This is a genomic window from Ostreiculturibacter nitratireducens, assembly GCF_032670585.1.
Classification (GTDB): domain Bacteria; phylum Pseudomonadota; class Alphaproteobacteria; order Rhodobacterales; family Rhodobacteraceae; genus Ostreiculturibacter; species Ostreiculturibacter nitratireducens.
In genome coordinates, this window is the sequence record NZ_JAVQHL010000001.1 from 52519 (window position 1) to 65426 (window position 12908).

The following is a 12908-nucleotide window of genomic DNA, read 5'->3' on the forward strand; positions in this document are numbered from 1 at the left end:
GGGTAGAAGCGCGTCCGTTAGCGCTAACGGCGCCTGCAGCGGCAGAAGAGGGCAGAAATGGTTTCGCGCGTAATTCCGGTTGATCCATTCGATCTGGTGATCTTCGGAGCCACCGGAGACCTTGCGCGGCGCAAGATATTTCCGGGGCTGTATCGCCGGTTCCGTGACGGGCAGATGCCGGAGGAAGCGAGGATCATCGGGGCGGCCCGGTCCGAGATGGATGATTTCGGCTTCCGCAAGCAAGTTGCCGCCGCGCTTGATGAATTCGTGCCCGCCAGCCGGCGTGACGAGGCGTCCGTCGTCGATTTCCTGGAGAGGGTCGGCTACGTGGCGATCGACGCCACGGGGACGGGCGGCTGGGACGCGCTGGCCGCTCGGATGCGGAAGGAAACTGTCCACGCGTTCTACTTCTCGGTCGGACCATCGCTCTTCGGCGCGCTGGCAGAGCGGCTTCAGAGCCACGGCATTGCCGACCCAAACAGCCGGATCGTGGTGGAAAAGCCATTCGGACGCGACCTCGCCTCCGCGCAGGAACTCAACGCGACGCTGGCGGAGCATTTCGAGGAACGGCAGATCTACCGGATCGACCATTACCTCGGCAAGGAAACGGTTCAGAACCTCATGGCCGTCCGTTTCGCCAATATCCTGTTCGAGCCGCTCTGGAATGCGCGGCACATTGACCACGTGCAGATAACGGTCGCCGAAACCGTCGGCGTGGGCGGGCGCGGCGGCTATTACGACAAGTCGGGCGCCATGCGGGACATGGTGCAGAACCACCTGATGCAGCTTCTCTGTCTTATCGCCATGGAGCCGCCATACCGCTTCGACCCGGACGCCGTGCGCGACGAGAAACTCAAGGTGATCCGCGCGCTCGAGCCCGTGGGCTCGGAGGACATCGTCCGGGGCCAGTATCTCGGCCACAGGCGCAAGGACGGAACAAGCGTCAATTCCTACCTCGAAGACGTGGGCAACCCGGCCTCGATCTGCGAGAGCTTCATCGCCCTCAAGGTGAACATCGCCAACTGGCGCTGGAAAGGCACGCCCTTCTACCTGCGCACCGGCAAGAAGCTGCGCGCGCGGGCCTCGGAGATCGCCGTGATCTTCAAGGAGCCGCCGCATTCGATCTTCGGGGAAGATGAAAGCTGGAGCCCGAACGTGCTGACGATCCGGCTTCAGCCAAACGAAGGCATGAACATGACCGTCATGATCAAGGAGCCGGGACCCGGCGGCATGCGGCTTACCGAAGTGCCTCTGGACATGTCCTTCGCGGAGGCGCTTGGTGAAGACGGGACCGATATTCCCGACGCCTACGAACGGCTGATCATGGATGTAATCCGGGGCAACCAGACACTCTTCATGCGCGGCGACGAGGTCGAGGCCGCCTGGGCCTGGACCGATCCCATCATCGCCGGATGGGAGGCGCGCGAAGACAAGCCACGGAAGTACGACGCGGGTTCCTCGGGGCCGGAGGATGCGCTTATGCTTCTGCACAGGGACGGCAGACGCTGGAGGGAGATAAGGGAGTGAACTTCGTCGAATATCCCGACCGGGAACTGATGTTCTTCGACCTTGCGGACCAGCTCGCCTCGGAACTCAGCGCGGCGCTGCGCCAGAAGGACCGGGTGAGTTTCTGCGTGCCGGGCGGGACCACGCCCGGTCCGGTCTTCGACGTGCTCAGCGATTTGCGGCTGGAGTGGGAGCGCGTCGTGGTCTTCCTGAACGACGAGCGCTGGGTTCCGGAGTCATCGCCCCGGTCCAACACGCGGCTTCTGCGCGAACGGCTCCTGAAGGGGCGGGCGGCGGCGGCGACCCTGGTGCCGCTCTATGTGGAGGCGGATGAGCCGGAGTGGCGCCTCTCGGAACTGTCCGAGGGGATCGAACCCTATCTGCCGATCGACGTTCTCCTGCTGGGGATGGGTACGGACATGCACACCGCATCGCTCTTTCCAGGTGCGGACCGGCTGAAGGAGGCGCTCCATCCCGAGGCGCCGATCCTCGTGCCGATGCGGGCGGAGACCGCGGGCGAGGCCAGGATCACGCTGTCCGCGCGTGTCCTCTCGGACGCGATGGCCTGCCACATCCTGATCCTGGGCCCCGAGAAGCGCGCCGCGCTCCAGCGGGCGCAGAGGCTGCCGCCGGAAGAGGCACCCGTGCGCGCGGTTCTCGCCAATGCAACCGTTCACTGGGCCGAATGACATGACGATCTGGGATGACCTGAAGAGCCACCACGCCGGTGTGCGGGACCGCTCGGTCTTGTCGCTGTTCGACGATGCGCGTGCGGAGGACTTCTCGGTGCGGACGGATGGACTTCTGTTCGACTACTCGAAGACGAATATCGACCAGAAGGGGCGTGCCCTGCTTGTCGCGCTGGCGGAGGCGACCGGTGTTGCCGAAAAGCGCGAAGCCATGTTCGCCGGTCGGAGGATCAACGACACCGAGGGGCGCGCGGTGCTTCACACGGCGCTGAGGAACCTCGATGCGAGCGTGAAGGTCGACGGCCTCGACGTCATGCCGGAGGTGCGCGCGACGCACGAGCGGATGGAATGCTTCGCAGAGGCTGTGCGCTCTGGGGGCTTCACGGGGCAGGGCGGCCGGATCACGGACGTGGTCAACATCGGGATCGGCGGGTCCGACCTTGGCCCGGCGATGGCAACGCTGGCGCTTGCGCCCTACCACGACGGGCCGCGCTGCCATTTCGTGTCCAACGTCGACGGTGCGCATATCCATGACGTGCTGAAGTCGCTCAACCCGGCGACGACGCTCGTGGTCGTCGCCTCGAAGACGTTCACGACAATCGAGACGATGACGAACGCCGAGACGGCCAAGCGCTGGATGGCCGAGAAGGTCGCCGATCCGGGCGCGCAGTTCGCGGCGGTTTCCACAGCGACCGACAAGACGGAGGCGTTCGGGATCGCGCCGGAACGGGTCTTCGGATTCGAGGATTGGGTCGGCGGGCGCTATTCGATGTGGGGGCCGATCGGGCTTTCGCTGATGCTCGCGATCGGGCCGGGGAATTTCAGGGGCTTCCTCGACGGCGGGGCGTCCATGGACCGCCATTTCCGCGAGGCACCCTTCTCGGACAACCTTCCCGTTCTGCTGGCTCTCGTTGGAATCTGGCACAACCAGATCTGCGGCCATGCCACCCGCGCGGTTCTTCCTTACGATCAAAGGCTTGCCCGGCTTCCGGCCTATCTCCAGCAGCTTGAGATGGAGTCGAACGGCAAGCGCGTGTCGATGGACGGCAGCGACCTCGAGCGGCATTCCGGTCCGGTCGTCTGGGGCGAACCCGGAACGAACGGGCAGCACGCCTTTTTTCAACTGATCCACCAGGGCACACGGGTCGTCCCCTGCGAGTTCATGCTGGCCGCCGAGGGCCACGAGCCGGAGCTCGCCCACCAGCACCTGCTCCTCGCCGCCAACTGCCTCGCGCAGTCGGAGGCGCTGATGCGCGGCCGTTCGCTTGAAGAGGCGCGCGCGATCATGGCGAAGAAGGGGCTTCAGGGCGCGGAACTGGAGCGGCAGGCGCGGCACCGGGTCTTCCCGGGCAACCGTCCCTCGACGACGCTGCTGTACCGGAAGCTCACGCCCTACACGCTGGGCCAGATCATCGCGCTCTACGAACACCGGGTGTTCGTGGAAGGGGCGATCCTCGGGATCAATTCCTTCGACCAATGGGGCGTGGAGCTTGGCAAGGAACTGGCGCTGACGCTCACGCCGATCCTCGACGGCCGGGAAAGCGCGGGGAACAAGGACGCTTCCACCCGGATGCTTGTGAAATACCTCAGATCCTGAGAGACGGGCGCATTCGAAAGCGGAACGCGCTGCGCCATTGGCCGGCGGCGCAGCGCGGGATGCCTTACTTCAGAGCCGCCGTGACGATGATCTCGATGAGATAGTCGGGGTTCACGAGCTTCGCTTCGCCCGTCGCGCGGGCCGGGGTGTGGCCCTGGGGGACCCATTCATCCCAGGCGGCGTTCATCTCGGCCGCGGTGGAAACGTCGGCAAGCCAGACCTGTGCGGTCAGGATCCGGGTCTTGTCGGTTCCGGCCAGCGCGAGAACGCGGTCGACTTCGGCAAGGCAGGTGCGCGTCTGGTCCGCGACGCTGTCGCCGGGATTGCCGATCTGGCCGGCGAGATAGACGATTCCGTTGTGGATGACGGCCTCGCTCAGGCGCGGGCCGGTTTCGATACGGGTGATATCGGACATGGTATTTCCCTTCGAAGTTTGCGCCTCGCCCTCGTCCGCCGGCCAGCGCACGGTGCCTTTCAGGAAGATTAAAGGAATTTCCCTAGGGTCCTGCCATCAGGCGAACCCGAGGGTTCGGACCATTCCTCATACAAGGGCGCAAACATGCCGGCAATCGACACTTACAAGACTTCAGCACGAGGACCCGCAGGTGGGCCGACGCACCTGGCTCTGGTGACGCCGAGCGACAGCGAGGACCTCGCGCAGGTGTCGCAGTGGGTCTACCTCGCCACAGACGGCACGCTGAAGGTGACGACGCGCGGCGGGGAGACGCTCATGACGCCGGTCCTGGTCGCGGGCTGGCACCTGATGGAACTCACGCGCATCCACGCAACGGGCACCTCCGCCACCGGCATCATGGTTGGATGGTGATGCGGGTCGCGATCCGGTTTCTCCAGATCACCAGCACGCGCTCCGGCCCGGGGTCGGGAGTGGACGCGCTGACCTCAGACGGCGCCGTGATGACCTTCGACGGTGCCGAGATCACATTCCTCGCCGAGTGAGACAGCCATGACCGAATTCAATCCCGGTGGCGCGGCCGACCTTAACCAGGCGGTCAAGCTGCGCTACGAAGCCAACCCGGACACCAACGCCTTCACGGACGCCGAAAAGGCCAAGCTCGTGGGCGTGGAAGCGGGCGCGACGGCCAACGCCACTGACGCCGCACTTCGCGATCGCGCGACGCATACCGGAACGCAGGCCCAGTCGACGGTGACCGACCTTGTCAGCGATCTCTCCGGCAAGGCCGCGTTGGGGGTGGCGCAGGTCTTCACGAGGGCGCAGGGCGTCGCGCCCGCAGCTCTGACCGACGCCGCGACGATCATGACGGATGCGAGCCAGTCGAACATCTTCACCGTCACGCTGGCCGGAAACCGCGTCCTTGCGAACCCGACGAACCTCGTGGCCGGCAAGGTCTACACGTGGCGGGTGAAACAGGACGCAACGGGCGGGCGCACGCTCGGCTTCGGTGCGATCTTCAAGTTCGCGGGCGGGACTCCGGCCCTGACTGCCGCGACCAACGCGATCGACATGATCAGCGGCCTCTTCGACGGCACCGATTTGCTCTGCGTCTTTGCGGGAGATTTCAAGGCATGATCCGTTACAGACACCCTGTACTTGGCGAGAACATCGCCCCGGACGCGGCCTTCACGCTGTTCAATGCGGACCTCGGCTACGAGGTGTCCTACGGACGCGGCACGCTGTCGCGCCTGTCGCCCGAGGAGCTCGCAACACTCGGCTTCGAGGCATTTGAATGGGCGCCTCCACCAGCGCCTGACTCTGATCCGCTTGGCCAGGCCCTCGAGCCTTACCAGTTCGATGCAATGGTTGAGATCCTGCGCCACAGGGGGATGGCCGCCGACATAGAGGCTGCCATCGACGCCATTCCCGACCTCGCTCAACGCGCCATCGCGCAGGCAAAGTATCGCCGCGCGCAGAGTTATCACCGGGACGATCCTTTTATGACGGCACTTGCCGCCGCCACCGGGATGACCCCGGCTGATCTCGACGCGGCATGGCTGGAGGCTCTGACTCTCTGATGTTCGGACAGGCGATGATGATGGGGGCGTCCGGCGGCTTGGCCTTCGACCCCTCGACGGCGCTGGTGTGGCTGGACCCGTCGGACCTTTCGACGCTCTGGCAGGACACTGCCGGGACAATCCCCGTGACGGCCGACGGTCAACCCGTCGCACGGATCAACAACAAGGGAACGGCGGGCGGCTTCTTCTCGCAAGGGGGCGCCAGTTATCGTCCGCTCTACAAGGCGTCAGGCGGCCTCCACTGGCTTCAGGCCGACGGAAGCAATGATTGCCTCAACGTCGCCTCGCGGTTCGCGCTCGGGGCGGATCCTGACCTGACTGTTGTTGTCGGCCTGATGATCCTGGCGAACAAGACGGCCGACGACAGGTTCTGGGTGCTCGGCGGGCCAAAGCCAACGACGTGCCTTGCCGGGGCTTGTGGCTCCGACGGGTGGTCTTGGCGTTACAACGGCGGGGCGCTTCTGTTCGGGGCGAGCGACATTGGTGTCAGCCATGTCGGGACGTGGCGGCGGGGTGCCGGCGATCTCTACGGGGATGCGCGGTTCTTCCTCGATGGTGCGGAAAAACTCGTTGTGACGTCGGTGAACCCAGGCCTGGCGCCCTCAAGCACGAGTGCATATTGCGGCATCCATGGCGAGAGCGCCCAGTCAGCCGGGAACCCCGGCAACCATCGAATCTACGGCGTGATCCTGATGAACGCGGACGACGACGCGAAACAGGCGGCGGCAGAGGAATGGATGGCGACGAAGGCGGGCGTCGCCCTGTGACCAGACGGACGCCGGTTGTCGATGAAGTTGTCGAGCTGTGAGGATTGGAGCGGGTGAAGGGAATCGAACCCTCGTCGTAAGCTTGGGAAGCTTCTGCTCTACCATTGAGCTACACCCGCGACGCCGCCAGAGGTATGTCAGACGCGCACCCGCGTCAATGGGGTCGGTAGTGACGCTTCGTCATCCGGTTTAGGGGCGGCTCGTTGGCGGTTGTCCCTTGTTCGCGGCGCACATAGGATCGCCGCAAGTCGAGCGGAGGAGCGGTGCATATGCGTGAAATTGCGGGAATGGAATTCAGCAACCTCGCCTTCAGGCGCGATGGGGACGTGGGTATCCTGTCGCTGAACCGCCCGACGAAGCGCAACGCGCTGAACGCCGCGACGATCGAGGAACTCATCGACTTCTTCACGGTCCTCCCGCGCTCGAACGTCCGCGCCATCGTCCTTCGGGGGGAAGGTGACCACTTCTCCGCCGGGCTCGACCTCGTGGAACACCACAAGGAAGATCGGCGTCCGGAGGAGTTCATGCATCTCTGCCTGCGCTGGCACGAGGCGTTCAACAAGATGGAATACTCCGGCATCCCGGTCATCGCCGCGCTGACGGGCGCGGTCGTGGGGGGCGGGCTGGAACTCGCTTCCGCCGCGCACATCCGGGTGGCGGATTCGAAGACCTATTTCGCGCTGCCGGAAGGCCAGCGCGGCCTCTTCACCGGGGGCGGGGCGACGATCCGGGTGGCCGACCTGGTCGGCAAGGCGCGGATGATCGACATGATGCTGACGGGGCGCATCTACAAGGGCCGCGAGGCGGTCGAGGTGGGGCTCTGCCAGTATCTCGTCGAGGGCTCCTCGGAGGACAAGGCGATGGAGCTTGCGCGCGCGGCGGCAGAGAACCCGCCGCTCAGCAACTTTGCGATCTGCTCGGCGATCTCCCACATGCAGAACATGTCGGCACTGGATGCCTCCTACGCCGAGGCGGTCGTCGCAGGGATCGTGAACACGCAGCCTGCGTCGAGGGAACGGCTCGAGGCTTTCGCCAACAAGACCGCGGCACGGGTCCGGCCGAAGTGAACCGAACGCTCCTTTCCGGCGTCAGAACAGAAGCGAGAGCCGCGCGGCGCCCCAGAAGATGTGCCACCAGAGGTAATAGACCACGCGGAGCCCGATGAGGGCGACGAGGCCGTATCGCCGGTAAAGCGTGAGGCCAACCGCGCCGAAGACGAAGACGTGCAGAGCCACGAAGCCGGTCTGCCAGGCCGGCTGTTCCGTCGGCGCGAAGGCGGTCTGGAATATGGGCTCCGTGAGTGCTGCCACGATTGTGGCGACGACAGTGCTTCGCGTGGCGGCGAAGACCAGGGCAAGCGGCAAAAGGTGGAGTGCCGCTTCGGCGACAATCGCGATCGCGGGGTAGAACAGCAGCGCTTCCGGCAAGGGCGTGTTGATATCCGCCGCGAAGGGGTTGGTCAGGTCGATCACGATCGGCGGCGCCGCCAGAAGCGATGCGAGGGCAGCGGCAAGAGCGAGGCCCCGGACAGGACGTTCAGGTACGCCCCGCCGGAAGCCGAGACCTTCGAGCGCTGAGAGGGTGACGACGCCGATGGCGGCGGCAAGAAAGACCGCGGCGGGCGCCGGCAAGCCGAGACTGAAGGCCCGGAAACGCTCCGCAGCCTCCGGCGGAAGCGAGAGGACCGCGGGGAGCACGGCGAGGGACAGGAGGAGAAAGACCAACCTGTCCGACGCCGCGCCCATCTGCTTAACCGCGCCGGCGCCGGCGGCCGCCTGCTTCCGCGCCGCTGCCGCCGACGTTGAAGGACACCTCGGGCAGCGTCACGACCTTCTCCAGTTCCGGGAAGGGCGCGGTGGCATGGGGGATCGCGTTCGCCGCCACGAAATGCTCCTGGAAGCGCGGCTCGATCGCGGTTTCCACCTTGTGGATCTGGCGGACCTGATCCTCGATGCCTGCGCGCGCGCCGACATTGCAGAGCGCGATGCGCGCCCCGGTGCCGGCGGCGTTGCCCGCGCTCGTGACCTTGTCGAGCGGGCAGTCCGGGATCATGCCAAGGACCATGGCGTGCTTCGGGCTGATGTGCGCGCCGAACGCACCCGCGAGGATCACGCGGTCCACGGTATCCACGCCGATCTCGTCCATAAGGAGCCGCGCACCGGCATAGAGCGCGGATTTCGCGAGCTGGATCGCGCGGATGTCACCCTGGGTTACGAGGATGCGCGGCCCGCCATCCTCGGTCCCGTCATGCAGGAGATAGGCGTGGGTGCGGCCCTGCGGCTCGCAACGCGGGGAGCCCGCGAGCTCGGCCGATCCGATGAGCCCGGATGGGTCGAGAAGACCGGCCATCCGCATCTCGGCCACCGCTTCGATGATCCCGGAGCCGCAGATCCCCGTGACACCGGTCGCGGCCGTCGCTGCGGCGAAACCGGGATCGTCGGACCAGAGGTCGCAGCCAATGACCTTGAAGCGCGGTTCCTTGTTCGCGGGGTCGATTTCCACCCGCTCGATCGCGCCGGGCGCCGCGCGCTGGCCGGAACTGATCTGGGCGCCCTCGAAGGCGGGGCCGGTGGGCGAGGAACAGGCGAGGACGCGGGTCTTGTTGCCAAGAAGGATCTCGGCGTTCGTTCCAACATCGACGATGAGCGCGAGGTCCTCCGACTTGTAAGGCTCTTCCGACAGGGCCACGGCCGCGGCGTCGGCGCCGACATGGCCCGCGATGCAGGGCAGCACGTAGACCCGCGCGCCGGGGTTCAGCGTGGTCAGCTGGATGTCGGTGGCCGCAATCGAGACGCTTTCGGACGTCGCCAGCGCGAAAGGTGCCTGCCCCAGTTCGACGGGGTCGATTCCGAGAAGGAGGTGGTGCATCACCGGGTTGCAGACGAACACCGCTTCCACGATCTGCGTAGGGCTCACGCCGGCCTCTGTCGCGATGGCCTCGGCAAGGCCGTTCAGCGCGACGCGCACGGCCGTCGTCATCTCCTGGTCACCGCCCTGGTTCATCATCGCGTAGGATACGCGCGACATCAGGTCTTCGCCGAAGCGGATCTGCGGGTTCATCAGGCCCGAGGACACAAGCACGCGGCCGTCGGTGAGGTCGCACAGATGCGCGGCGATCGTCGTGGAGCCGAGGTCGATCGCGAGGCCGAGAAGCGGAGCGTCGTGGAACCCCGGCCAGAAATCGACGATCCTGGCGCGGCCCTTGTGGTCGCGGTGGACGGCGACCGTGATCTTCCATTCGCCCTTGCGCAGCGTGGGCTGGAGGCGCCGGAGGATAGGCATGTCGGCCTCCACCCCCTCGATCTGCCATTGCGCGGCGAGGGCGGCGGAGAGCCGCTGGAAGTCGCCAGTCGGCTCGTGCATGTCGGGTTCCTGCACCTCGACGTAATAGAGCCGCACGGCGGGATCCATGGTGATGGCCCGAGCCGTCGCCGACTTGCGGATCACCTGGCGGTGTACCTGGCTTTCGGGCGGCACGTCGATGACGACGTCGCCCATGACCTTGGCCTGGCATCCCAGGCGTCGGCCTTCCTTCAGGCCGCGGATGCGGTCATAGCGCTCCTCGACGGCGTTCCATTCCGACAGCGCGCTCTCGGACACGGTGACGCCGTGCTTCGGGAATTCGCCGTAGGAAGGCGTGATCTGGCATTTCGAGCAGATGCCGCGCCCGCCGCAGACCGAGTCGAGGTCGACCCCGAGTTTGCGCGCAGCCGTGAGCACCGGCGTGCCGACGGGAACGCGTCCGCGTTTGCCCGATGGCGTGAAAATGACGAGGGCGTCGTCGCTCATGATATCCCCTTTGCCTGTCCGCTCGCCATTTCTAGGCGAGGGTCCGCCGGGCGCAAGGTCCGTCCGCGGCAACTGATGGTCAGCTTGCGGCTTCGTCGGGTGAAATGCTGTCGCTAAGCGTCGTCAGCGTGTCGCAGCGGGGCCGCCAAGGTCGGGGAGGATCGACAGGCGGCCCGCTCACGAAGACCGCATGGTCTGCGGACTCGCACTGCTACCCCCGCGACGAGGGAGGGCCGTTGCGGTGCAACGGTGGTGACGCGGGGGAGGCAGGGGAGAACATGCCCCGGAGCGGTCCGGGACATGGGAATCTTGGGCAGGCTCAGCCGCGCGCGCGGCGACGGCCTTCGCGCCCGCCACGGCCACTGGCCGCCGCGGCAGCGGAGGCTTCGGCGAAGGGCGTGCCCTGTTCCACGGCTTCCAGCACGCGGGAGAAGCGGATCCACTCACCGCCGTTCGGGTCGTGGTTCATCAGGAAGTTGGCGGCGCGGATCGCCTCCATCTCGACTTGACGGACGGGGTTCATGATCGCCGAGGTCATGCCCGCGCCGATCGCCATCGGCAGGAAGGCCGCGTTGATCCCGTGGCGGTGCGGCAGGCCGAACGAGATGTTCGAGGCGCCGCAGGTCGTGTTGACGCCGAGCTCTTCGCGCAGGCGCCGGACCAGGGTGAAGACCTGCTGGCCGGCCGAGCCCATCGCGCCCACCGGCATGACGAGCGGGTCAACGACGATGTCGTGCGCCGGGATGCCGAAGTCGGCCGCGCGCTCGACGATCTTCTTCGCCACGGCGAAGCGGACCTCGGGATCCTCGGAGATGCCGGTGTCGTCGTTCGAGATCGCCACGACAGGCACGTTGTACTTCTTGACGAGCGGCAGAACGAGTTCGAGACGCTCTTCCTCGCCGGTGACCGAGTTCAGCAGCGGACGGCCTTCGCAGGCTTCGAGACCGGCTTCGAGCGCGCCCGGAACCGAGCTGTCGATGCAGAGCGGCACGTCGACCAGAGCCTGCACGCGCTTGACGAGCTCGGGCATCAGCATCGGTTCGACGAAGTTGTTGTCGGCGTAGCGCGGGTCTTCGGCCATCTTCTTGGTGAAGACGGCGCCCGAGTTGATGTCGAGAACGGTGGCGCCGCAGGCGACCTGCTCCAGCGCGTCCTTCTCGACGGTCGAGAAGTTGCCGTCTTCAAGCTCGGCCGCGAGTTTCTTGCGGCCCGTCGGGTTGATCCGCTCGCCGATGACGCAGAAGGGCTCGTCGAAGCCGATGACAACGGTTTTCGATTTAGATTCCAGAACGGTACGGGTCATTCTTTATCCTATCTCTTCAGCTTTTCGCGGCCGGGACAGCGGACTTGCCGCCGTTTTCGATAGCCCAGTTTGCGTTCGTGGTGATCCCGCCCAGCGGGAAGAAGTGCACGGCCTCGATGCCGAAGTCCGGGTTCTTCGCCTTGTGCGCGGCAAGCGCGGAGACGAATTCCGTCGGCTCGTAGGGCAGGAGGAGCTTAGTGACGTCCATCGCGCGCTTCTGAAGGACGCGGAGCGAGGGGCCGACGCCGCAGGCGATGGCGAACTTGATGAGAGTCTGAAGCTTGGCGGGGCCCGCGACGCCGATGTGGACCGGCAGCTTGATGCCCTCGGCGGCAAGCCGGTTGGCCCAGGCGATGACGGGATCGGCCTCGAAGCAGAACTGCGTGGCAAGCGCCATCTTCGCGTCGGTGCGCTCGGAGAACGCCTGCTTCCAGCGCAGCGCTTCCATCACGTTCTTGTCCGAACCGTCCGGATCGATGTCGCGGTTGCCCTCGGGGTGACCGGCGACGTGAAGACGCTCGAACCCGTCAAAGAGGCCGGTCTCGAGGAGCTGCATGGAGCAGTGGAAATCGCCGTGCGGTTCCGCAACACCACCCGCGAGCAGGAGTGCCTGCTTGACGTTTGCCTCACCTTGGTAACGGGCGATCCAGTCGGCGAGCGTCGCCTTGTTGGCGATGATCCGTGCCGGGAAGTGCGGCATCACGGTGTAGCCTTCGCCGGCGAGACGCGCGGCGGTCTTGACCATGTCATCGATCGGCGTGCCGTCGATATGGGCGATGTAGACCCGGGTGCCCTTCGGCAGAAGGGCGCGGAAGTCCTCGACCTTCTCCGCCGTTCGAGGCATCACCTCGATCGAGTAATCCTTGAGAAAAGCCTCGACCTCGGCAGAAACGCCCTTCGGCGCAGCTTCCTCGCGGCGGAATTTCAAAAGTGCCATCGTGGCCCTCCAGAGTTCACGGGGTGTCACGCCCAACCGTCATTCGCAATGAGCGCCTTGATGCGCTCGTTGTCGTAATCCGCCTCGATCCGCGCCGCTTCTGCGGCCGCCACCTCGGCATCCTCACCAGCCACCTCGTAGGGGGCCGCCTTGCGCCATTCCGCGAGATACGCATCGGTCTCGCGCGCTCCAACCTTCATCGCGCAACGGTCGATGGCCTGCTCGAAACGCTCGGGCAGGGGCTTTTTGACGCCGCGCCGTCCCTTGCCCACGATGACCTGGGCCGGGATGTCGCGCCAGTAAACGATCGTAACCTCTGCCATGATGT

15 protein-coding genes and 1 tRNA gene are annotated in these 12908 nt (G+C 65.9%); 9 read left to right on the forward strand and 7 right to left on the reverse strand.

Annotation, left to right across the window (positions count from 1 at the left end; translation table 11 throughout):
* Nucleotides 1-57: 57 nt before the first annotated feature.
* Genes zwf through pgi form a run of 3 tightly spaced genes read left to right on the forward strand, consistent with a single transcriptional unit; the run spans nt 58 to nt 3792 of the window.
* Entirely contained in the window at nt 58-1527 is a 1470-nt protein-coding gene (gene zwf, locus ABCN56_RS00275) for a glucose-6-phosphate dehydrogenase (RefSeq protein WP_343078775.1), read from the forward strand.
* Nucleotides 1524-2195: a 6-phosphogluconolactonase gene (pgl, locus tag ABCN56_RS00280; protein ID WP_343078776.1), complete on the forward strand. Its 672-nt coding sequence runs from the start codon at nt 1524-1526 to the stop codon at nt 2193-2195. Before zwf ends, pgl begins: the two co-directional genes overlap by 4 nt.
* Nucleotide 2196: 1 nt before the next feature.
* Nucleotides 2197-3792 carry a glucose-6-phosphate isomerase gene (gene pgi / locus ABCN56_RS00285; protein ID WP_343078777.1) on the forward strand — a complete coding sequence of 532 codons (1596 nt, stop codon included), beginning with the start codon at nt 2197-2199 and terminating at the stop codon, nt 3790-3792.
* Between the two features lie 64 nt (nt 3793-3856).
* Here the strand turns inward: pgi and ABCN56_RS00290 are convergent, their stop codons facing one another.
* Entirely contained in the window at nt 3857-4207 is a 351-nt protein-coding gene (locus tag ABCN56_RS00290; protein ID WP_343078778.1) for a RidA family protein, read from the reverse strand.
* A gap of 144 nt (nt 4208-4351) precedes the next feature.
* Here ABCN56_RS00290 and ABCN56_RS00295 point away from each other — a divergent pair, with 144 nt between their 5' ends.
* From ABCN56_RS00295 to ABCN56_RS00315, 5 genes are read left to right on the forward strand one after another with little or no spacing between them, the layout of a single operon-like run.
* Nucleotides 4352-4618 (forward strand): spike base protein, RCAP_Rcc01079 family, encoded by a 267-nt coding sequence (locus ABCN56_RS00295; RefSeq protein ID WP_343078779.1) that lies wholly within the window; start codon nt 4352-4354, stop codon nt 4616-4618.
* A complete protein-coding gene (locus tag ABCN56_RS00300) occupies nt 4612-4749 on the forward strand; it encodes a hypothetical protein (protein ID WP_343078780.1) in 138 nt (45 codons plus the stop codon). The genes ABCN56_RS00295 and ABCN56_RS00300 overlap by 7 nt, the downstream gene beginning before the upstream one ends.
* 7 nt (nt 4750-4756) lie before the next feature.
* On the forward strand, nt 4757-5341 hold the full coding sequence (locus ABCN56_RS00305; protein ID WP_343078781.1) for a hypothetical protein: 585 nt from the start codon (nt 4757-4759) through the stop codon (nt 5339-5341).
* Nucleotides 5338-5784 (forward strand): hypothetical protein, encoded by a 447-nt coding sequence (locus ABCN56_RS00310; protein WP_343078782.1) that lies wholly within the window; start codon nt 5338-5340, stop codon nt 5782-5784. The genes ABCN56_RS00305 and ABCN56_RS00310 overlap by 4 nt, the downstream gene beginning before the upstream one ends.
* Complete coding sequence (locus tag ABCN56_RS00315; RefSeq protein WP_343078783.1) at nt 5784-6551, forward strand: hypothetical protein; 768 nt, start codon at nt 5784-5786, stop codon at nt 6549-6551. Before ABCN56_RS00310 ends, ABCN56_RS00315 begins: the two co-directional genes overlap by 1 nt.
* A gap of 45 nt (nt 6552-6596) precedes the next feature.
* Here ABCN56_RS00315 and ABCN56_RS00320 read toward each other — a convergent pair.
* Nucleotides 6597-6670, reverse strand: a tRNA-Gly gene (locus ABCN56_RS00320).
* A 168-nt stretch (nt 6671-6838) separates the two neighbouring features.
* Here ABCN56_RS00320 and ABCN56_RS00325 point away from each other — a divergent pair.
* Entirely contained in the window at nt 6839-7618 is a 780-nt protein-coding gene (locus ABCN56_RS00325) for a crotonase/enoyl-CoA hydratase family protein (protein WP_425466051.1), read from the forward strand.
* Nucleotides 7619-7639: 21 nt separating this feature from the next.
* On the opposite strand, the gene ABCN56_RS00330 is transcribed toward ABCN56_RS00325, so the two are convergent.
* The 5 genes from ABCN56_RS00330 to ABCN56_RS00350 form a co-directional block, all read right to left on the reverse strand.
* On the reverse strand, nt 7640-8296 hold the full coding sequence (locus ABCN56_RS00330) for a hypothetical protein (RefSeq protein WP_343078785.1): 657 nt from the start codon (nt 8294-8296) through the stop codon (nt 7640-7642).
* A gap of 4 nt (nt 8297-8300) precedes the next feature.
* The gene (locus ABCN56_RS00335; protein WP_343078786.1) at nt 8301-10340 is read right to left on the reverse strand and encodes an ASKHA domain-containing protein; all 2040 of its coding nucleotides are present in this window, start codon (nt 10338-10340) and stop codon (nt 8301-8303) included.
* Nucleotides 10341-10659: 319 nt separating this feature from the next.
* Entirely contained in the window at nt 10660-11643 is a 984-nt protein-coding gene (locus ABCN56_RS00340) for a methyltetrahydrofolate cobalamin methyltransferase (RefSeq protein WP_343078787.1), read from the reverse strand.
* 16 nt (nt 11644-11659) lie between these two features.
* Nucleotides 11660-12580, reverse strand: a complete 921-nt coding sequence (locus ABCN56_RS00345; RefSeq protein WP_343078788.1) for a methylenetetrahydrofolate reductase — start codon at nt 12578-12580, stop codon at nt 11660-11662.
* Between the two features lie 26 nt (nt 12581-12606).
* Complete coding sequence (locus ABCN56_RS00350) at nt 12607-12903, reverse strand: virulence factor (RefSeq protein WP_343078789.1); 297 nt, start codon at nt 12901-12903, stop codon at nt 12607-12609.
* Nucleotides 12904-12908 lie beyond the last annotated feature (5 nt).